General features: G+C 39.1%; 20 protein-coding genes and 1 riboswitch. Of the genes, 18 read left to right on the top strand and 2 right to left on the bottom strand.

The window, feature by feature from the left end; all coding sequences use genetic code 11:
• The first annotated feature begins 54 nt into the window (after positions 1–54).
• From IAE53_RS04425 to rlmH, 15 genes are all read left to right on the top strand, one after another.
• On the top strand, positions 55–783 hold the full coding sequence (locus IAE53_RS04425; RefSeq protein WP_148423346.1) for a GntR family transcriptional regulator: 729 nt from the start codon (positions 55–57) through the stop codon (positions 781–783).
• A 208-nt stretch (positions 784–991) separates the two neighbouring features.
• Positions 992–3,445 carry a phosphoketolase gene (locus IAE53_RS04420; RefSeq protein ID WP_147651151.1) on the top strand — a complete coding sequence of 818 codons (2,454 nt, stop codon included), beginning with the start codon at positions 992–994 and terminating at the stop codon, positions 3,443–3,445.
• Between the two features lie 116 nt (positions 3,446–3,561).
• Positions 3,562–4,371, top strand: a complete 810-nt coding sequence (hisJ, locus tag IAE53_RS04415; protein WP_148423347.1) for a histidinol-phosphatase HisJ — start codon at positions 3,562–3,564, stop codon at positions 4,369–4,371.
• Entirely contained in the window at positions 4,368–5,024 is a 657-nt protein-coding gene (locus tag IAE53_RS04410; RefSeq protein WP_200136068.1) for an HAD family hydrolase, read from the top strand. Before hisJ ends, IAE53_RS04410 begins: the two co-directional genes overlap by 4 nt.
• Entirely contained in the window at positions 5,017–5,538 is a 522-nt protein-coding gene (locus tag IAE53_RS04405) for an NUDIX domain-containing protein (protein WP_010295990.1), read from the top strand. Before IAE53_RS04410 ends, IAE53_RS04405 begins: the two co-directional genes overlap by 8 nt.
• 63 nt (positions 5,539–5,601) lie before the next feature.
• Positions 5,602–6,834, top strand: a complete 1,233-nt coding sequence (locus IAE53_RS04400) for an MFS transporter (RefSeq protein ID WP_200136067.1) — start codon at positions 5,602–5,604, stop codon at positions 6,832–6,834.
• A 79-nt stretch (positions 6,835–6,913) separates the two neighbouring features.
• Positions 6,914–7,729 (top strand): Cof-type HAD-IIB family hydrolase, encoded by an 816-nt coding sequence (locus IAE53_RS04395; protein WP_148423350.1) that lies wholly within the window; start codon positions 6,914–6,916, stop codon positions 7,727–7,729.
• Between the two features lie 43 nt (positions 7,730–7,772).
• Positions 7,773–8,273, top strand: a complete 501-nt coding sequence (gene tpx / locus IAE53_RS04390) for a thiol peroxidase (RefSeq protein WP_148423351.1) — start codon at positions 7,773–7,775, stop codon at positions 8,271–8,273.
• A 160-nt stretch (positions 8,274–8,433) separates the two neighbouring features.
• Positions 8,434–9,414, top strand: a complete 981-nt coding sequence (locus tag IAE53_RS04385; RefSeq protein WP_010295979.1) for a ribose-phosphate diphosphokinase — start codon at positions 8,434–8,436, stop codon at positions 9,412–9,414.
• Positions 9,415–9,644: 230 nt separating this feature from the next.
• Entirely contained in the window at positions 9,645–10,352 is a 708-nt protein-coding gene (gene yycF, locus IAE53_RS04380) for a response regulator YycF (RefSeq protein WP_004911084.1), read from the top strand.
• A gap of 64 nt (positions 10,353–10,416) precedes the next feature.
• Complete coding sequence (gene walK / locus IAE53_RS04375) at positions 10,417–12,282, top strand: cell wall metabolism sensor histidine kinase WalK (RefSeq protein WP_010295976.1); 1,866 nt, start codon at positions 10,417–10,419, stop codon at positions 12,280–12,282.
• Positions 12,272–13,570 (top strand): hypothetical protein, encoded by a 1,299-nt coding sequence (locus tag IAE53_RS04370; RefSeq protein ID WP_148423353.1) that lies wholly within the window; start codon positions 12,272–12,274, stop codon positions 13,568–13,570. The genes walK and IAE53_RS04370 overlap by 11 nt, the downstream gene beginning before the upstream one ends.
• 86 nt (positions 13,571–13,656) lie before the next feature.
• Positions 13,657–14,454 (top strand): two-component system regulatory protein YycI, encoded by a 798-nt coding sequence (gene yycI, locus IAE53_RS04365; protein WP_148423354.1) that lies wholly within the window; start codon positions 13,657–13,659, stop codon positions 14,452–14,454.
• Positions 14,455–14,517: 63 nt separating this feature from the next.
• Entirely contained in the window at positions 14,518–15,651 is a 1,134-nt protein-coding gene (locus tag IAE53_RS04360; RefSeq protein WP_188353357.1) for a S1C family serine protease, read from the top strand.
• Positions 15,652–16,280: 629 nt separating this feature from the next.
• Positions 16,281–16,760 (top strand): 23S rRNA (pseudouridine(1915)-N(3))-methyltransferase RlmH, encoded by a 480-nt coding sequence (gene rlmH, locus IAE53_RS04355; protein WP_148423356.1) that lies wholly within the window; start codon positions 16,281–16,283, stop codon positions 16,758–16,760.
• Between the two features lie 48 nt (positions 16,761–16,808).
• Here rlmH and IAE53_RS04350 read toward each other — a convergent pair whose 3' ends face one another.
• Entirely contained in the window at positions 16,809–17,492 is a 684-nt protein-coding gene (locus tag IAE53_RS04350; protein WP_148423357.1) for an NAD(P)H-hydrate epimerase, read from the bottom strand.
• Between the two features lie 58 nt (positions 17,493–17,550).
• Positions 17,551–18,372: a serine hydrolase gene (locus IAE53_RS04345; protein ID WP_148423358.1), complete on the bottom strand. Its 822-nt coding sequence runs from the start codon at positions 18,370–18,372 to the stop codon at positions 17,551–17,553.
• A gap of 115 nt (positions 18,373–18,487) precedes the next feature.
• Positions 18,488–18,655, top strand: a riboswitch (Lysine riboswitch).
• A 109-nt stretch (positions 18,656–18,764) separates the two neighbouring features.
• On the opposite strand from IAE53_RS04345, the gene alr reads away from it, so the two are divergent.
• The 3 genes from alr (at position 18,765) to IAE53_RS04330 (ending at position 22,075) form a co-directional block, all read left to right on the top strand.
• Positions 18,765–19,877, top strand: a complete 1,113-nt coding sequence (gene alr, locus IAE53_RS04340; RefSeq protein WP_148423359.1) for an alanine racemase — start codon at positions 18,765–18,767, stop codon at positions 19,875–19,877.
• A 9-nt stretch (positions 19,878–19,886) separates the two neighbouring features.
• Entirely contained in the window at positions 19,887–20,984 is a 1,098-nt protein-coding gene (locus IAE53_RS04335) for an aspartate-semialdehyde dehydrogenase (RefSeq protein ID WP_148423360.1), read from the top strand.
• A 92-nt stretch (positions 20,985–21,076) separates the two neighbouring features.
• Positions 21,077–22,075: a YdcF family protein gene (locus IAE53_RS04330; RefSeq protein WP_167497515.1), complete on the top strand. Its 999-nt coding sequence runs from the start codon at positions 21,077–21,079 to the stop codon at positions 22,073–22,075.
• Positions 22,076–22,143: the final 68 nt, after the last annotated feature.

Here is a 22,143-nt window from a genome sequence, read left to right as displayed (position 1 = left end):
GAACAACCAATAAAATGACTGGTCAGACCAATATGTGATATACTTATTAACATTATGTCAGAACCTATCTATGTTACCGTGCAAGCGGACTTAAAACAAAAAATTTATCAAGGCGAATTTGCTAATTTGAAATTACCAGATGAGCGATCACTAGCTGAACAGTACAATGTTTCCCGTTCGTCAATCAAAAGAGCACTCAATGTGCTTGTTCAACAAGGGGTCATTTTCAAAAAACGTGGCAGTGGTACTTTTGTCAATCCATTATATTTGAAGAACCACGCTATTTTTCAGCATGAAGGATCAAATCTTGGTGTCTCTGATTCTTTTCGTGTCGACGGCAAAGCACCGGCAATCGAATTAATAGATTTCAAAGTCATTCCGGCAACACCAGAACAACAGCAAGCGCTTTTCTTAAATGAGGGTGATTTTGTTTATGAAATAAAACGATTGCGTCGCTTAGAAGGTGTGCCATTTATGATTGAACGTGGCTATGTGCCAATTAGTGTTTTACCTGGTTTAAATCGTGATATTGTTTCAGGTTCAGTGTATGAATATATTGAAAAAAATAAACATCGCTCGGTCACAAAGTCCTTTATGACAATTATGGCTGAACCATCCAATAATGAAGATCAAAAACTGTTAAAACTCACTGAAAAAGAACCGGTTGGTATTATGGAAGGCATTTTTTTCATGGATGACGGCACGCCATTAGAATTTTCAACAATGCGCTTGCACTATAAATATCTTCGTTATAATGCCTTTGTCAGCCTTGACTCAGAATGAAATACTGCGATTAGCATTTTTTTATGGCATTTCAATGAATTGGACCGTACCAAAAATGTATGTGCGCCAACCAAAATAACAATAGACCTGAACCAATCTAATCTTTCTTCTTGAACTCACTACTAAAATCAGTTATACTGTAAGAGTAAATAGCGGAAGTAGATTCGTGGTTTACGATTCTCTCAAAAAATAAGGAGTACTTAATCTCATGGCAGATTTCGATTCAAAAGAGTACTTAGAACTCGTTGATAAGTGGTGGCGTGCAACCAACTACTTGTCAGCAGGGATGATCTTCTTGAAGAGCAACCCATTGTTCTCAGTAACAAACACACCAATCCAAGCCGAAGACGTTAAAGTAAAGCCAATCGGTCACTGGGGAACTATTTCAGGTCAAACATTCTTGTATGCCCATGCAAACCGCTTGATCAACAAGTATGATTTGAACATGTTCTATATCGGTGGCCCAGGTCACGGTGGTCAAGTTATGGTCACAAACGCTTATTTGGATGGCGAATATACAGAAGATTACCCAGAAATCACACAAGATTTGGCAGGTATGAGCCGTTTGTTCAAGCGCTTCTCATTCCCAGGTGGAATCGGATCGCACATGACAGCTCAAACACCAGGTTCATTGCATGAAGGTGGTGAATTAGGTTATTCATTATCACACGCCTTTGGTGCTGTTTTGGACAACCCAGACCAAATTGCTTTTGCAGTTGTTGGTGATGGTGAAGCCGAAACTGGTCCATCAATGACATCATGGCACTCAACAAAGTTCTTGAACGCCAAGAACGATGGTGCTGTACTGCCTATTTTGGATTTGAACGGCTTTAAGATCTCTAACCCAACAATTTTCTCACGTATGTCTGATGAAGAAATCACAAAGTTCTTTGAAGGTTTGGGTTATTCACCACGCTTCATCGAAAACGATGATATTCATGACTACACTGCTTATCACGAATTAGCAGCAAAGGTCTTGGATCAAGCAATTGAAGATATCCAAGCTATTCAAAAGGATGCGCGTGAAAATGGCAAGTACCAAGACGGTACAATTCCTGCATGGCCAGTTATCATTGCTCGTTTGCCAAAGGGTTGGGGTGGTCCAACACATGATGAGAATGGTGATCCAATCGAAAACTCATTCCGTGCTCACCAAGTGCCATTGCCTTTGGCACAAAACAAGCTTGAAACTTTGACACAATTCGAAGAATGGATGAACTCATACAAGCCAGAAGAATTGTTCAACGCAGACGGTTCATTGAAAGATGAATTGAAAGCAATTGCACCTAAGGGTGACAAGCGCATGTCAGCTAACCCAATTGCCAACGGCGGTCGTCGTCGTGGCGAAAAGGCGCAAGACTTGACTTTGCCTGATTGGCGTCAATTTACCAACGATATCACAGACGATAATCGTGGTACAGAATTGCCAAAGCAAACACAAAACATGGACATGACAACACTTTCAAACTATTTGGAAGAAGTTATGAAGTTGAACCCAACATCATTCCGTGTCTTTGGTCCTGACGAAACAATGTCAAACCGTTTGTGGAGCCTCTTTAACACAACTAACCGTCAATGGATGGAAGAAGTTAAAGAACCAAATGATCAATACGAAGGTCCTGAAGGACGTATCTTAGATGCGCAATTGTCAGAACACCAAGCAGAAGGTTGGTTGGAAGGCTACACATTGACTGGCCGTGTTGGTATCTTTGCTTCATACGAGTCATTCTTACGTGTTGTCGACACAATGATTACACAACACTTCAAGTGGTTGCGTCACGCTTCAGAACAAGCATGGCGTAATGATTACCCATCATTGAACTTGATTGCAACGTCAACTGCGTTCCAACAAGATCACAATGGTTACACTCACCAAGATCCAGGTCTATTGACTCACTTGGCTGAAAAGAAGTCAAACTTCATTCGTGAATACTTGCCAGCCGATGGTAACACATTGTTGGCTGTTCAAGCACGTGCCTTCTCAGAACGTCATAAGGTTAACTTGTTGATTGCTTCAAAGCAACCACGTCAACAATGGTTTACTGCTGACGAAGCTGATGTATTGGCTAACGAAGGTTTGAAGATTATTGATTGGGCTTCTACTGCACCATCAGGTGATGTTGATATTACATTTGCATCTGCTGGTACAGAACCAACAATCGAAACTTTGGCCGCTTTGTGGTTGATCAACCAAGCGTTCCCAGAAGTTAAGTTCCGCTATGTGAACGTTGTTGAATTGCTACGTTTGCAGAAGAAGTCAGAACCTAACATGAACGACGAACGTGAGTTGTCAGACGAAGAATTTAACAAGTTCTTCCAACCAGAAACACCAGTTATCTTTGGCTTCCACGCGTATGAAGATTTGATTGAATCATTCTTCTTCGAACGTAAGTTTGAAGGTGATGTATACGTTCATGGTTATCGTGAAGATGGTGACATCACAACGACTTACGACATGCGTGTTTACTCACACTTGGATCGTTTCCACCAAGCTAAGGAAGCGGCAGAAATCTTGTCAGCAAATGGTAAGATTGATCAAGCAGCAGCCGACACATTCATCGCTAAGATGGATGACACATTGGCAAAGCACTTTGAAGTCACTCGTAATGAAGGACGCGATATTGCAGAATTCACTGACTGGAAGTGGTCAGCACTTAAGTAAGACAAAGTGCGACTTCGCCATGAGTGAAAGACTAAGCGAATCAGTTAATTCTGGTTCGCTTTTTTGTTTGTAAATATGTAGAATGGTTGTATTGAGTAAAATTAAGGTGAAAAATCATGTTAAAAAAAGACGGACTGACACACGTTCCTAATTTAGATTATGAAAGCAAAGATAACTTAGACGATTTAATCGAACGTGCAATTTCACTCGGATTTAAAGAATATACCATCGCTGAAATGGCGCCTTTACCAGATGAAGCAAATGTGATCCAATCACATCCAGGTCTCACGTCAGATGATTTGTCAACTTACAAATTAGAAGTGGATCGAGTAGTTGATCAGTATCAGAACCAAATCGTTATTAAACGTGCTTTTGAGATCAATTATTTTTCGGCTTATGAAAACCAGATGCGTCAGTTCTTGCGTTCGCAAATAGATTGGGTTGATGAGGTAATTTTGTCAGTGCATTTTATACCAGATGATATGGGTACATTACGGCGTATTGATGATATTGATATCATTAAAAAGTATTTTGCAACAACGCTAACAACACCTCAAGAGTTCTATCAACGCTATTTTGCATTAATGGCTCAAAGTATTGAAGCAATCCTTGGTGTAAACAAACCCATTCGAATTGGTGATTTTGGGATTATTAAGCGTTTCCAAAAGACATTGAATCTGCCTGATTTTGATGACAATATTTACAAGCAGATAGGTGATATATTCCAAATGATGATGACGCGTGGCTACCAGCTGGAAATTAATGCTGCTGGCTTCAATGATGTGGGTTATGGAGATACTTATCCAGCGCTGGAAGTAGCTGCTTCAGCTTTTGATATGGGGATTGAAGTGATTTATAGTTCTCATGCCCACAGTGTCAGTGAGGTGGGTCAGTTTTTCAATGAAATAGAAGAGGTTATCAAATGAAAAAAGCAGCATTCTTTGACTTTGACGGTACTTTAGCAAATACCGAAAAATTATCTGTATTGGCAACACAACAGGCCTTTAAACAAGCTAATTTACCTGTACCCGACGCGCAAGATATTGTTCATTATCAAGGCGTTCCAATCGAAACATCATTTTCAAAATTAGGTGTAAAAGATTTAAATTCGTCAGAATTGCAGATATTATATACGTATTTTCGTGCTGCCTATCAAAATGGCGAATCTGAAGACACTATAACAGCATTTCCAGGAATTGCAGCGGCATTAGCACAACTCCAAACTGCTGGTGTTGAGTTGTTTATTATGACCAGTAAAAAGTCTGCCGTAGCGCAACGTAATCTAGCGATTCTAGACATTAACCAATATTTTAGCGACATTTATGGTTCGGATCGTGTCGTTGCATTTAAGCCACTACCGGGTGGTTTATTACAAGCTATGAGGGAGCACAATATTGATTACACGCAAGCTGTGATGATAGGTGATGCAACTTTTGATATTGACGCTGGTAATGCGGCTGGAATTGATACAATTGCAGTTACGTGGGGATCACATGGCCAGGCGATTTTAGAAAAATCTCAACCTAATTATCTGATTAGTGACGCAAAACAATTAACGGAGATAATTATCAATGAGTGATCAACGTGCCGATAAATTGGGTGAGTTGTGGGACGTGTATACCCGCCAACGACAATTAACTGGGCGAACACATCGACGAGGGGAACCGCTAGCGCAAGGAGAATACCATATGGTTGCTAATGCGCTTGTTTTTAATCAAGACGGAGAGTTACTGGTTCAGCAGCGATCGTTTAAAAAAATGGCATTACCAGGTGGCTGGGTTTTGGCGACCGGTGGGTCAGTTTTGCAAGGAGAAACATCATTAGAAGGTATTCAACGAGAGGTTGTCGAAGAATTAGGCGCACAAGCAACTCACTTTGAAAGAATCCGAACTAGTTGGGAAAAAGATTGGTTCGATGACTTGTATGTTACCCGCATTAATCAGCCATTGGACAGCTTGAAGATTCAGACTTCTGAAGTTGAGCAAGTGACTTGGCTATCAATTCCTGCCGCACAAAGGATAAGCAGTGACCCTGATTATTTAGATGACGATATTCTAATAAAAGCACAGCGCATAGCCCTTAATATGATATAATTTGTTTTTATTATTTTAATTATAAATTGTCTGGTGATAACTCACAGGCTCGAGGGAGGAACTATGTCTGATTTTTTTAAGTTAGATCGCAATATTCAATTGCGAATCGTGATGATGTTTATCACAATTGCAATTGGTTCTTCAGTGGGCCCAAATATGACAATATATTATGTAGATTATTTCGGTCCGTTTGTAACTGGGATATTATTAGTAGCAGTCCAAGTGGCAGGCTTTATAGCTGGTCTATATGGTGGTCATTTGGCTGATACTTGGGGCAGAAAAAGAGTCATGATTGGTGGCATTGCGGTTATGACGGTCGGCTATATTCTAGCGGCTGCCATGAATTCACCATTATATATTAATCCATATTTAACGTTTTTTGGTTTTTTAATGGCAACTTTGGGTATTAGCTTTGCCTCACCAGCTGAAGAAGCAATGATGATTGATGTATCAACATTACAAAATCGTAAATTCATCTATGCCATGATTTATTGGGTCATTAATTTGGCGGTCATGATTGGAGCGGCTTTGGGTGGCTGGTTTTTCAAAACAGCCCGATTCGAGTTGCTTCTGGGCACAGCATTAGGGGCGTTATTGAGTTTGGTCATTGTTGTCTTATGGATTACTGAAACATTTCCTGCTTCAAAGCGAACCGTTCATGGTCAATCAGTCTGGTCAGTAGTTAAAAGTTATCGAGAAGTTTTTGCTGATAAACGTTATCTTAAGTTTATGATTGCTGCTATTGGAGCGACGGTCATTTTTTCGTCACCAGATTATTATTTAGCGGCGCACTTAGGACAGAGTTTCCACAATACAACGTTATTTGGGGTAACAATTTTTGGTCAACGAATGCTTTCCGTAATTACTGTGACCAACACATTAATGATTGTGTTATTGATGGGAACCATGACCAAACTCTTTCAGAAGTGGTCGAACATGAAAGCGACTGCCGTAGGGACTACGATGCAAGGCGCAGGTTTTGCACTATCATTTCTGTTGAATGACTTTTGGCCACTATTTTTGGTGGCGATTTTTCTGACACTAGGGGAAATGATTGTGACACCGGCGCAGCAATCGTTGCGTGCGGAAATGATGAACCAGAAAAAAATTGGCACTTATAGTGGTTTTAGTGCCGCAATGCGACCAGTCGGTTTTATTATTTCATCTGCTATCGTCAGTGTTTCTGCGTTTATCGGCAATATTGGCGCCGCAATGATTTTACTGATTGCTACTGGCATTAGCATTTGGTTTACGTATTTATCTGTTGTGATGTTGCGTGAGAAAAGAACCGTTTAATTGATAAAAATAACAATCAATGTTTTGAAAGCGATTACTTTTTGCTATAATGTAGTTACAATAAAATTGGAGCTCAGACATGTCAGAAATAAAAATTGTGTCCATTGATATTGATGGCACGCTATTAAACGATGATCGACAAATTACCCCTGACGTGAAGTCAGCTATCCAAGCAGCCATGGCACAAGGCGTTAAAATCGTGATTACAACGGGACGTCCCTTGCCTGGTGTGCAAGATATTTTAGATCAACTAGAGATTGCTGGCAGTGAGCAATTTGTAATTACACACAATGGTGGTTTAATGCAAACTGCTGATGGTTCTCGTATTCTCTTTCAGGCGGCACTGCGTTTATCAGAATATCAGCAAATTAATGATTTCATGCGCGGACAAACTACCTATATTCAGGCAGAAAGTCAAAATGCTGCTTATACGACCAACCATTTGGTTCACCGTTGGGCAAGTTTTGAAAATGCTTTAGTCAAATTACCATTGCACGTCGTTGATGATGTTAAGGATTTGGCAGAAGTTGAAATCATTAAAGGCATTGCTAACGATGAGGCTGAGGCATTAGACCGTGTTCAGGCATTAATTCCAACAGCGATTACTGAAGCGGTTTCCGTTATTCGATCAACGGCAAATAATTTGGAATTTATCAATCAGAAAGCTTCAAAAGGGAATGCCTTAGCCGCACTTGCACAGTCTCTTAATATTGATATTAAAGATACAATGGCAATCGGCGATCAAGAAAATGATTTTTCAATGATTGAAGTTGCTGGTCTGGGCGTTGCGATGGGTAACGCCATTAAAAAGATTAAAGATGTTGCTGATGTTGAGACAGTGTCCAATAATGAATCTGGTGTTGCCAGAGCGCTGGAAAAGTATGTTTTAAAATAGTATTGCCTAAATTTATGAGTAATATAAGCCAAGGAGGCAGAAGATGAAAGTTACATTAAGTGGAAAAGAAGTTGAATTAGAAGGGGAACCAACAAAAGTTGGTGAGGCAATGCCACACTTCAAGTTGTTAGACCAATCAGGTGAAAAGGTTAAAACGGCTGATTTACTAGGTAAAGTCACACTCATTTCTGTTGTACCAGACCTAAATACTGATACATGTTCATTGCAAACACGCCATTTTAATCAAACTGTTGATCAATTCGATGGTGTTAATTTCATCACTGTATCAACAAACACAGTTGCAGAACAACGCGATTGGTGTGCTGCGGAAGGCGTGCATAATTTGAGAATGTTGTCGGATGAACAAGAATCATTTGGCTATGCAACAAAATTATATGTACCGGACACTGGCTTTGATACACGTTCTGTTTATATTTTGGATGCAACAGGGACTGTGATTTATGCACAAATCGTACCAGAAATATCTGAAGAGCCAGACTATGATGACGTCTTGAAAGCCCTATCAAAAGCTTTAGAAGCATAAATATAATCATTTGAATGAACGATTACAGTTTCACCTGTGGTCGTTTTATTGTGGGGTAATCAATTGATTTTAAAATTCGGTTAGCTATGTATTTAAGACGTTTTTTTTGATAGAATGGGTGTAGTAGTGATATTTTACCTATAAAAATTTGGAGTTAGACATGCCGGAACCTAAATTGAAACTTTTTTCGTTGAGTTCAAATGAGCCACTTGCTCAAAAAATCGCCGATTCAGTAGGCGTGCCGCTGAGTGAAATTTCTGTTAAACGCTTTGCTGATGGTGAGGTACAAATTAACATTGAAGAAAGTATTCGTGGTGATAATGTATTCGTGATTCAGTCCACTTCTGCGCCTGTCAATGATAATTTGATGGAGTTGTTGATTATGATCGATGCTTTGCGTCGAGCCAGTGCTAATCAAATTAATGTTGTATTACCTTACTATGGTTATGCTCGGCAAGACCGTAAAGCACGCTCTCGCGAACCAATTACTGCCAAGCTTGTCGCTAATATGCTGGAACGTGCTGGCGCAACGCGTGTGCTGGCACTTGACTTACATGCTGCCCAAATTCAAGGATTTTTTGATATTCCAATGGATCATTTACAAGGGGCACCGCTATTAGCTGATTATTTGATTGAATCAGGAATAGCCAACAAGCAAAATGCGGTGGTTGTGTCACCAGATCATGGCGGTATGACGCGTGCGCGTAACCTTAACAACATGCTGGGATTAGAATCACCGGTGGCAGTAATTGATAAACGCCGCCCAAAGCCAAATGTTGCTGAAATTGGCAGCATTGTTGGTGATGTCGCAGGAAAAACGGCAATCATGATTGATGACATGATTGATACCGCAGGAACCATTACACAGGGTGCACAGCTAATTATGGCGCATGGTGCTAAAGAAGTGTATGTTGTGGCATCACATGCGGTATTTTCAGGTCCAGCAGTGGAACGCCTACAAAATTCAGTATTCACAAAGGTTATTTTGACAGACTCAATTAATTTACCGGAAGAAAAGAAGTTTGAAAAACTAGAAATTGTTTCCGTTGGTGAATTAATCGGCGAAGCGATTCGTCGTATTAGTAACAATGAAGCAATCAGTTCTCTTTTCAAAACACGTTTCCATCGCAGAAGCCATTAAGTTTTGTCTCAAGTTTACCAATCATTTGATGTGATTGGTTTTTTTATCAGCGTGAATTTGCAATAATAGTGTTACTGTTTGAACCAAATGTGGGTATTTACGGTTATCATGATTGCTTTACAGTAATGACAAGCTTGTTTATAATGTAGGACATATCAACGATAAACACATTTAGCTGTTGAAAATGTTATAATGTACTTAGAATACACTTATTATGATAGGAGTTCTGCATGAGTAAAGTTTTAGTTGTAGACGATGAAAAGCCGATTTCAGATATTATCAAATTTAATTTAACAAAAGAAGGCTACGATGTTGTGACAGCAGCTGACGGACGTGAAGCGTTGGACATGTACAACGATGAAAATCCTGACCTTGTTTTGCTTGATCAAATGTTACCAGAAGTCGATGGCATCGAGGTATTGCGCCAAATTCGATCAAAATCAGACATTCCAGTTATCATGGTAACGGCTAAAGATAGTGAAATTGACAAAGTCCTAGGACTTGAAATGGGCGCTGACGATTATGTGACTAAACCTTTTTCTAACCGTGAACTTGTAGCACGTGTGAAAGCTAATTTACGCAGTCGTAAATCAGTTGCTCAAAGTACAGAAGAGTCATTTAATAGTACAGAAGACATTCACTTGGGAGATTTGACTATTCATCCGCAAGCCTATATGGTCTCTAAAAACGGTGCTGATATTGAGTTGACTCACCGTGAATTTGAATTGCTTTACTATTTGGCACAACATATTGGCCAAGTTATGACACGTGAACATTTGCTACAACAAGTGTGGGGCTATGACTATTTTGGGGATGTTCGCACAGTTGATGTTACCGTGCGTCGCTTGCGTGAAAAAATCGAAGATAATCCGAGCCATCCTAATTGGCTAGCTACTCGACGTGGTGTTGGCTATTATTTGCGCCCATCAGAAGAGTAAGAATAAGCGGCTAGACCGCATACATAATTAGGGAGATCGCAGCTCTCAGCTGAGCATAACTGACATGACGGCAATGACTAAATTTTTTCAATCTATTCGCTTTCGTATTGCACTCGTATTCGTGTTGCTAATGATTATCGCACTCGAATTACTGGGTGCGTTTTTCGTACGGCAAATGGAACAGCAAAATTTGGCGACTTTTCAGCAGCAAATTACCCTCCCAAAATATTTGACGGATCAAATCACAACAGCGCTTCGCGACAAAGATACAGATACTGGTAACCATCAAATTCAGGATGTTTTGTCAGGACTAAACAATACAAACATACAAGAAGCGCAAGTTATTGACAAAACTGGAACTATCCGGGGCACAATTTCTGTCTCTGGACAACAAACGATTGGACAAAAAACGACTGATATTAACGCTCAAAAAGCATTGGCTGGTGATCAATCCTATTTGCAAACGCGTACCATTAATGAAGGTGGTGATCGTAAAGAGTTGATGACGACACCACTTGGTGCGACTAATGGTCGGCTCAAGGATATACCCGGCGTGATTGTGGTGAAAGCGAGTCTTTCACCAGTCTATAAAAACATTAACAACGTTATGAAGTTGTTTATTATTGCCGGGTTAGTTGCGCTGATTGCTAGTATTGCGTTAGCTCTCTTTTTGGCGCGAACGCTGACACGACCAATTGAGCAAATTAATGAACAGACAACCAAAATCGCTGACGGTGACTATTCAATGGTCAACCACATTTATGGTTCTGATGAATTGAGTCAATTAGCGATGTCAGTGAATGAACTTTCAATGCGTATTGAAGAATCGACGGAAACGGTGAACGCGGAACGAAACCGTCTGGATTCGGTTTTGACACATATGGCTGATGGTGTTTTAGCAGCTAATCGACGAGGCGAAGTGACAATTATTAACCAAGCTGCCGCTGATTTTGTTGGTGTTGACCGTGAAGAAGCTTTAGGAAAAAATGTTATTGATTTACTACATCTGAAAAATAAGCGCACATTGCGTGAAATGCTTGAAAATCTAGATGATTTTCGGGTTGATTTATCTGACGATAGTAAAGATTTATTGGTGCAAGCCTATGTATCATTGATTAAGCGCCAATCTGGCTTTATTTCTGGACTAGTGGTGGTTTTACATAACATTACTGAACAACAACGTATCGATTCTGAACGGCGAATGTTTGTCTCTAACGTGTCTCACGAGTTACGAACACCGTTAACCTCTGTTCGTTCGTATGTTGACGCCCTTGCTGAAGGGGCAATTAATGATCCCGACATGGCACAGAACTTTTTGGGTGTTGTGCAAGATGAAACGCAACGCATGATTCGTATGATTAATGATCTGCTTGAATTATCAAGACTTGATCAGGGCACAATGGATGTTAAATTAGAAGTCATCAATTTAAATAGCTTGTTTAATTTTGTGCTGAATCGTTTTGATATGATCTTGGAAAACGATGCTAAAAATGATGAATCACCGTCAAAGCGATACAATATCTTACGTGAATTTACGAAAGAAGATGTTTGGGTTGAAGTGGATCCAGATAAGTTTACGCAAGTACTAGACAATATCATGAATAATGCTGTGAAATACTCGCCAGATGGTGGCACAATCACAGCACGTTTAATCAAGACTAAAACACGTGCTATTTTGAGTATTTCAGATCAAGGATTGGGTATTCCGCGCAAGGATTTGGATAACATTTTCAACAGGTTCTTCCGAGTTGATAAATCACGTTCGCGTGCTCAAGGAGGAACTGGCTTAGGACTGGCAATTTCTAAGGAAGTTGTTGAAAAATTCAATGGTCGAATTTGGGTTGATTCTGTTGAAAACAAAGGCTCGACGTTCTATATTTCTCTAGCCTATGTGGATGAAGTGCCGGAGGACGATTGGGATGCGGAATAATCGATCTGTTCAAGGAATTACGTTGAATGTTATACTGACAATAACTATTTTAATTTCGATCGTGTTGACAGCATGTGTTTTTATGTCTATTGGACAACAACAAAATGTGAGTTCTTCTAATCAGCAGGATCAACAGTCTGTGACAGCATTTAGACCAACAAACTATATTATTAATGATAAAGATGGCACTCAGAATATGGTGATGCACGCTGATAACCAGCAAATCAAAACAATGCGTGGTTATTTGACGTCTGCTGAAATTAAAAATCCTCATAAGAAAAAAGTTTCAAACGCAACGATTATTTCCGCCATTAGTAAAAAGCAGTCAGCCGTTTATCGCTATCCGGATGTGGTTCCTATTGATTACTTTAACGCGCGATATAATCAGCATATTGCGACGATTAAAAATTTTAACTTTGATTATTTTGTGCTGTCACTAGACAAATCTAATCTAGCCTATTTTATAAATACCCAAACTAAAACGATGGTAACCGTGAGTTTGAGTAAAATTAATACGGCAAAAATGTGGGAATTAGCAGAAAAATTGCCCAAGGCACTAACAGTCAACTTTAAAGAATTGAATAATCGCGTACGATTAAATTTTCCAAAAGAGATTAAGCTGCCTATTTATTCTTATTTAGTTAATCACCGTGACCCCACGACTTACGTTTCAACACTATTAGGGACAACCAATCAGTTAAAAACAACAACCAGTGGTAATAAAGTCATTTACACTAATAAGTTTACTGATCAACAGGTTACTTACGATCCTGATGTTGATACAGTGACCTTTAAAGACAACAAGGCTGACGGTAAATTAGATAAAACGTATGCTGCTAGATTAAACATCGGGTTTTCTCAAATTAATTTGTTGCAACTCAACTTAACGGATACACGTTTTTATGAAAGTCGCAATGATGGTAAAAATGTCACTTATCGTACTTTTGTTGAAGGTATGCCAGTTTATTATCAATCTGAAAGTGGTGCAATCCACATGACATTAGACAATCACGGGAATCTGATTAGTACTTATTCGTTGAATGAATTAGGTGTGCCGGTGCCGAACAATCAAAAAGAAGTTACACTACCAAAAACAGCAGATATTCTTAACCGTTTGAAAAGGGCAGGTGTCAAAGAAAGTGATTATTATTTTGTGACTCCGGGCTATGAGTGGCTTGTCAATAAAGATAGTCATGCCGCAGTTAATATGAGTCCAACTTGGATGATTGAAACGGCCAGCGGATGGCAAAGTGTAGACGATTTTTTGAATGCTCGTACGAAACGGTAAACTTCTGATCGAGAGTACCAACATTTTTAGACAGGGGAGGCAGGTTACTGGTTTATAAATTCTATACCAGCAGCCATTGAAATACCATGCAATTTAAAAGACTAAAAATTTTGATGATTATCTTGTTTATTTCTTTGGATTCCTTTCTGTTTGTGTGGTGGCGAAGTAACCGTCCAGATAGCACTCAAGTGACAGATGCGAACACGACCATTATTTCTGAAATAAAGCATCAAAATATCCAGTTATCGAAGTTTAGTACTAAGATACCTTATGCTAATTATTTAGCTGGTAAACAATCCAGCAAACTGATCTCTTTATCAAGTAAAATGTCCAATTACGAAGCCAAGGTCAAAAATCAACAACTGTCTGTCGTCTTTAAAGTACCACAAAATATTAATACAAATGGTAGTAAAAGTGAGACTAGCAAATATATTGGTAATCAGATTGATCCTGTTGCCTTAGCATATAGTGCGGGATATCAATACAATAAAAATCTATCTTATGAACAGGGGACTAAACAGGCTATTTACTCGCAAGAGATTGATAAACGACCTGTGATTTCGCAGCAAGGTTTGTTTGTTGTGAATTATCAAAAAGATGGCAAAGCTACTGGGTTTACACAAACTAAGATATCTCATATTACTGAATTGAGGGATGAGCGTGTTACGTTGAGTGAAGAAGACGCAATTGTCAGTTTGTATCGATTTAATGAACTAAACTCTGGTGATAAATTATCAAAAGGAATGTTATCCTATGACTCCACTTTGAAGGTGAATGGGTATGATATTTATACACCAGTTTGGTTGTTTGTGGTGACTCACAGTGACGGAGAGAGAGATGCGTTGAAAATCAACGCCTTTACTGGTGATAATTTGTCCGAGTAATTTAATTTTAGGTTAATTTCAACTTGATAAAGTAAAACATAACGACATGAAGAGGTGTAATATATGGCACAATCAACATTAACAAAAACAGTGTTAACTGGCGTCATTGCAGGTTTAGTTGGCGGAGGCGTTATTTTATACGCACAAGAGGGTATTGAACAAAGTAGTACACAGACAACGGTGCACACCACAGCAACTAAAACGTCGTCAATTTCTAAAAATGCAACAGCGACAACGGCCTATAATAAAGTTTCAAATGCGGTTGTGTCTGTATTGAATTTTAGTAAATCGGGACAAAATTATGAAGAATCATCTGAAGGTTCTGGTGTCATTTACAAAAAGGCAGATCAATCAGCGTTTATTGTAACGAATAATCATGTTATTGATGGTGCAGCTAAAATTCAAGTGATGCTCCACAATGGCAAAAAAGTGACTGCTACCCTAGTTGGTAAAGATGCTATGACTGACTTAGCGGTTCTAAAGATTGAGAGTGATAATGTGACGACAACTGCTGAGTTTGGTGATTCTAGTAAAATAGCGGTTGGAGAAAATGTGTTAGCGATTGGTTCTCCTCTAGGATCAGAGTATGCCTCTTCGGTCACGCAAGGTATAATTTCAGCTAAAAAACGATTAGTCGAAGCAACTTCTGAAAATGGTCAAAATTATGGTGGTTCAACTGTTATTCAAACAGATGCCGCGATTAATCCGGGTAATTCTGGCGGTCCTTTGATTAATTTTGCTGGTCAAGTTATTGGCATTAATTCAATGAAGTTATCTACTTCGTCATCAGGGACTAGTGTTGAGGGAATGGGATTTGCTATTCCTTCAGATCAAGTGGTAGACGTTGTCAATAAGTTGGTTAAGGATGGGAAGATTACGCGGCCAGCCATTGGCATTGGTTTAGTTAATTTGTCAGAAGTGACTGCTGACGATCAAAAGTCTACACTCAAAATTCCTGATAGTGTCACTGGTGGTGTGGTTGTTATGAGTTTGACGAAAAAAGGACCGGCTGATACTGCTGGGTTGAAGAAGTATGATGTAATTGTGGGTATTGATGGCAAGAAAGTGACGACACAAGCTGACTTACGTGAAGAGCTGTATAAACATAAATTAGGTGATACGGTTTCACTGACATACTACCACCACAGTAATAAGAAAACAGTTAAAGTTAAATTAACTCAAAAATTAGCAAGCTAACGGTTATCGTTAGCTTTTTCTTTACCTTTAGTTGACAGCGAGACGACAACGTGTGTTTTCAGAAAATGTTGAAAACTGTGTGTAAATGTTAATAACTTGGGGGAAAACTCCTGAAAAATGTGGAAAAATCCAGTATAATAGTGGATAAGAAAGCCTGTTCTTTAAAAAAGAGTAAATTATTGGTGATTAGGTAATCAAAAACAGACTTATCCACACAAATAATGAGTAGATATTGTAATGTTCGTGTAAATGTCGATTTATTTTTTTTATCCTTGATAAGAAGTCTTAATTTTTAAATTAACGAACATTTGAGATGAATAATGAAGTAATGTTTAGCGAACAAATGTGCTTATCCACATCTGTGGATAACGTTGTGAATAACTGTGGAAAAGTGGTGCTTTAAAGACAGAAATTCAGTTAATTTAATACAAAATACGTTTATAAAGTTATCCACTTATTAGCAAAAAAAGTTAAAAACTGTGGATAATTATTACAAGCGAACAGAACAAAGCTTTATATATAGGCGTTTTAGAAAAAACAAATAAAATTTGTTCGTGTGGATAACTTGATCAAAATCGTAATTACAATAATCTAAAAATAATTAAGAAAGGTTAAATCAGTAATAGACAGTGAATATTAAAATTATCACAGTAGGCAAATTAAAAGAGCAATATTTAAAAGATGGCATTGCAGAATATACCAAACGGTTATCTCGGTTTGCTAAAGTTCATTTGATCGAGGTGCCTGATGAAAGAACACCAGAAAAGGCTAGTGAAGCAGAGAATACGCAGATTATGGCTAAAGAGGGGCAACGTATTCAGGAAAAAATTGGTGCACGTGATTATGTTATCGTTTTAGCCATTGAAGGTAAGCAGTTACCTTCAGAGGTTTTTGCTGAAAAAATGAATCAAATTACGGTGGATGGTTACTCAGATGTAACGTTTATAATTGGTGGTTCATTGGGGTTGTCACCGGAAGTGAAGCATCGCGCTAATTTTAAGATTAGTTTTGGGCTGTTAACCTTGCCACATCAGTTAATGCGTTTAGTTTTGGTTGAACAAGTATACCGTGCTTTTATGATTCAACAAGGGTCTCCCTATCATAAATAGCAAATGATAACAAAAAAAGCCACCTAATAGGTAGCTTTTTTGTAATATTTAAATCGTTGCGTTCTCGGTTACTGTGGCCTGCATTGTTGGCAGACTAAATTCAAAATCATCAGGTACAAGCATACCAACATCTTTCACGATAGTATCACCAGACAGGTAGCCACCTACGCGTTTTGTTAGGCCGACTTTTTTAAAACCAAAGGTAACTGTTGTATGGGCTTTTAATGCTGCTCCTCTGACCTCGCCGGTAGTTGCATCGACCCCTGTGGGAACGTCGACAGCAATAACCGGTTTTTCAATATGATTGGCTGCCTTAATCATTTTTTGCAGACCTTCTGGTAAATCATTATTAAGGCCGACACCAAAAATAGCATCAATAATCAACGTTGCTTCGTTGAAGTCACTTTTTTCAGAGCGAACAACACCGTAGGCCTCAATAATAGACAGCTGTCGTTTGACACTATCTTTGGCCCGATTAACGTTGCCCACAAATTGTAGCGAAACGTTAATGCCCTGTGCATAGAGTAATCGCGCAATGGCAACGCCGTCAGCGCCATTATTGCCTAACCCAGCCAATACCAGAACATGATTGAGATCAAAGTGGCCAGCACCAATGACATCAACTACAGCAATGGCAGCACGTTCAATTAAAACATCTTGTGGCATGCCAATGACATCAATCGTGTATTGATCAATTTGTTGCATTTCGTTTGCAGTTACAAGTTGTGTCATAATTTCCATCATTTCTTCATAGTTGTTAAATCTATTATACGAGGAATTGAGTTGCTAATCAAACTAGTAACGCTTTTATCCTGTCCCAAATACTGGTAGGGGTTGTTGCTTTTTTATTTTGCTGTTTGTTTGCAGCCTTGCTTAATTTATTGACTAATGTCACTCCGGTTTGGTAATCACTATTGCCTGTTGTATAAATTGTTAAAATGTATTTGTCATCAATAATACCGCTAGAGTTGACAATCCAAGTGCCGTTATCGGCGTTGTAATCTGTCATCCAACCATTTTTTAAAGCGACATCTTTAGCGCCGGTACTAACACCCCAGTCTTGTGTATCTGAAATATTACTCATCAAGGATAAAATATAAGATTTTGAGGTTGTATTTAATAATGAATTTTTGTTATATAGTTGATCAAGTATTTTATTTTGTTGGCTAGCAGTGGCCATTGTTTCACCGAAATAAGTGGCCTGTGTGATTTTAACATCAATGCTGTGCCAAAAATTATTTAGACCATCATCACCACCAATTTCTGTCCATAATGCCGTAGCAGCATCATTGTCAGAATTAGTAATCATTTGTGTTGCATTTTCTTTTTCATCAGCAGTTAAGGTTTCGCCAGCATTTTGTTTTTGGATCATAAGTGCTTCCAAAATGGAAACCTTAATGGTTGACGCCATCATGATTTTTTTTGTTTTACTATTGCGATAGGTATAAGTTTTACCGGTGGATAAATCACGAATACTGGCAATAACAGTTGCGTCACTGTCAGTTTTCTTGATGACTTTTTTCCAACTAATGGTTGGATTTTGAATGGTACTTGCGCTTGCTGTCGTTACTATGAAAGAACTGGCTAGAAAGATAATCAGTATTTTACGCATAAAATGATCCTTAATATCGCACTAAACTAAGTATATCATAATTCAAAAATATTAAACGGAACTTAAATTGGTCATTTGACAAATAAGAAAAATTAGAATACAATAATAACAATTTAAAAATCATAGAGGTTGCTATTGACATCAGTAGCTTGTGGAGTATTTACAGATACGAGGAAGCAAGTCAAAGGGGAAATAGCCGAAGCACTAGTACTGTAAGGTTAGTTAGCTGGGTCGTTAGTCAATAACTGGCGAACTGTCGCGCAAGCGGGGTGCTATGTGGTTGATTGCAATATAATTGGAATCCATGGCTACTAGTTTGTGTGCTGTGGATTTTTTCTATATAGAAAGGCGAGTGTGCGACATTGATTTAATGGACGCACTTAAAGGAACTAATGGTAGAAGCAATTACAAGACCAACTGAAATGACAATTTCTTTGGCGGCAGTTAAAAATAACATTGAAGTGGTTAAAGCTACTTCTGGTGCTGATAAAGTTTTTCTAGCTGTAAAATCAAATGGTTATGGTCACGGTTTGCATACAATGGCTGAAGCTGCAGTGGCCGGTGGTGTGTACGGCCTTGCTGTTGCTATCATTGATGAAGCGCTAGCGCTACGACACCAACGTTTGACAGTTCCTATTTTGATTCTAGGCATTTCACCAGCAGAGTACGCCGAATTAATGGCTGTGCAACATATTATGGCGACAGTTGTCTCGATAGATTGGCTGAAAACAGCAGCACAACACTTGAGTGGTGAACAGCGTTTGCCAGTAACTTTGGGACTAGATACGGGAATGGGGCGCATTGGTTTTCGAGAACGTTCTGAGGTGGCCGAAGCAATTGCTTTTGTACAGGCACATGCAGATAAATTCGAATATGTCGGTTTGTGCACCCATTTTGCTGAATCCGATTCATCTGACACTCGCTATTTTGAGAAGCAGCTCAAACGTTGGCATGCTTTGACTGACGGTTTACCAAAACCTGAGTATTATCATGTAGCGAATTCTGGTGCAGCATTATATCATCCAAATGAAGTACCACATGAAGTTGTTCGAGTTGGCACTGTGATTTATGGTATTGAACCATCTCGTGGTGAGTTAGCTGATGGACATGATTTGATGCCCGTATTATCATTACGTAGTCAGATGAATTTTGTTAAAAAATTACCAGCTGGAGAAGGCATTAGTTACTCTCATATTTATACTACTTCCGAAGACGAGTGGATTGGGACAGTTCCTATTGGTTATGGAGATGGTTGGTTGCGTTCATTAACTGGTTTTAATGTGATTGTTGACGGACAATATGTACCAATTGTAGGACAAATCGCCATGGATCAATTGATGATTCGGTTGCCACATGAATATCCACTTGGCACAACAGTAACATTTATCGGCGTGGACGGTGATTTAGAAAACACGGTAGAAGATGTCGCGCAATATGCCAAATTAGCACCATGGGAAATTACCACAGGTTTCCATGAACGGATACATCGTATTTTAGTAGATTAGGAGAAAATCATGACAAAATCATATAATGTCGCTATTTTAGGTGCCACGGGTGCTGTGGGGACGAGACTTATTGAACAACTGGGACAGTCTACAATACCAGTAAATTCGTTGAAATTATTGGCTTCACCACGATCAGCAGGTAAACAATTAGAATTTAAAGGTGAAAAAATTACCGTTGAAGCGACCGCGCCAGACAGCTTTGATGGTGTTGATTTGGTTTTGGCAAGTGGTGGTGGCTCAGTTTCAGCCCAATATGCGCCAGAAGCAGTTAAACGCGGGGCAGTGGTTGTTGACAACTCGAGTTATTGGCGCATGAACGATGAGGTGCCCCTCGTTGTTCCTGAAGTTAATGAAAGCGCATTATCATCGCATAATGGCATTATCGCAAATCCTAATTGCTCGACCATTCAAATGGTGGTCGCATTAGCACCTATTAAACAACAATTTGGGTTGAAGCGGGTCATAGTATCAACATATCAAGCTGCGTCAGGTGCTGGTCAGTCTGCTTGGAATGAATTGGTGGCCGAAACAACTGCTTATAATGCTGGTGAACCAGTACACGCTAACATTTTACCTGTCAAAGGGGCACAACATCATTATCCATTGGCATATAACTTATTACCACAAATCGACGTTTTTGAAGATGATGGCTATACACATGAAGAATGGAAAATGATCCATGAAACTAAGAAAATCATGTTTGGTGACAAAAATTCTAAAGCTGTCAAAGTAACGGGTACAGCTGTACGCGTCCCTGTACCTATTGGACATGGGGAAACGGTTTATTTTGAAACTAATGACGGCGCCGGAGCGACAACCGCTAGCATTCAAGCAGCTTTGCGTTCAGCTGCTGGCGTTGTGCTAGAAGATAATCCAGCAGAACAATTATATCCACAACCAGTTAATGCAGCTGGTAAACGCGAGACATTTGTTGGTCGTGTACGTCCTGATTTGGAAAATGATGATAGTTTCCACATGTGGGTTGTGTCAGACAATCTACTAAAAGGTGCGGCATGGAATACGGTTCAAATTGCAGAGCGTCTTGTAGCACTCAACTTAGTTAAGGTGCCGGAAGGTGCGTCCGAGAAGTTTCCAGTGACAAAATAAAAAAGTGCCAGTAAGCGCTTTTTTATTATCATTCATTTTTTAAAGATTAAGATCATGCAATATCGGTGTGGGTGGCGTGTTACAATTGAGGCATGATAATCAATGAAATCATTATAATCATCGTATTTTTCAGCTTAGCTATATTGCTGAATTACCAAATTAGGACGAATGTGGCGTCTTTACAAGTTGGCGCATACGTGCTTTTTATGCTTGCCGTTTTTGGGTATTTCATGTATACATTTTTTCGGCCTGATAATAATGTCGTTTATCATGTTGCATTGATAGTTGGCATGATTGGTGATTTTTTGGGATTGAGTCTTTTATTAGTTTTGCTGTTTTATAGCTATAAGAAGTGGCATCAGTCAGGGCATACAGTGACTAACATCATTTTGTCGGGCATGATTATTTTTTATGTTGTGCTCAATGTCTCTATTTATTTACCACAATGGCTGCCATCAGATATCTGGCAATTACGCGGTGTCATTTCATGGTTGGCTTTATTTGTGTTATGGCAATTTTTACGTTTTTTCATTACGAGTTTGATTTACGGATTGGTTGTCAAGCGTCCCGAAGTAGGTCCATTGGTGGTATTGGGCGGTGGATTGGTTGATGGCTATTTTGTTGGTCGCATTGTTAGTCAACGTATTAAAGCAGCTGTTAAAGATGCTAAACAAATGACGCCCTATCCGATGATTGTTTTTTCAGGTGGTCAGGGGGAAGATGAGCTGATATCAGAGGCTCAAGCCATGCGAGATTATGCTGTGAAAGAGCTTCATGTCCCGATTGAAAAGACAAGGTTAGAAGATCAATCACGCAATACGTTTGAAAACATCAGAAATTCATCAGAAATGTTACACACGCCATTTACCTTTTATAGTAGTGATTATCACATTTTGCGGGGTGCAACATTAGCGCAACAACAAAAGGTAACTGCTAGTGGGCGTGGTGGTAAGAGCCCTTTCCCATATCGAATTATTGCTTTTTTGCGCGAGTTTTCTGGTGTGATGAATATTAAAAAGAAAGCACAGATTGTTTGGGGTAGTCTTTTATTCTTTGTAGCAATGGCAGTAGTTATAATAGTTTTTAGATAAAAATATATACAACTGTTATAAAAGTATGATATGTTATTAGATAACTTTAATTTTGCTTAGTTTGGAGA

It is taken from the genome of Leuconostoc sp. S50, assembly GCF_016624925.1.
Lineage (GTDB): Bacteria > Bacillota > Bacilli > Lactobacillales > Lactobacillaceae > Leuconostoc > Leuconostoc pseudomesenteroides.
Note: the sequence above shows the minus strand (reverse complement) of the source record. Positions and strands in the feature narration are given on the sequence as shown.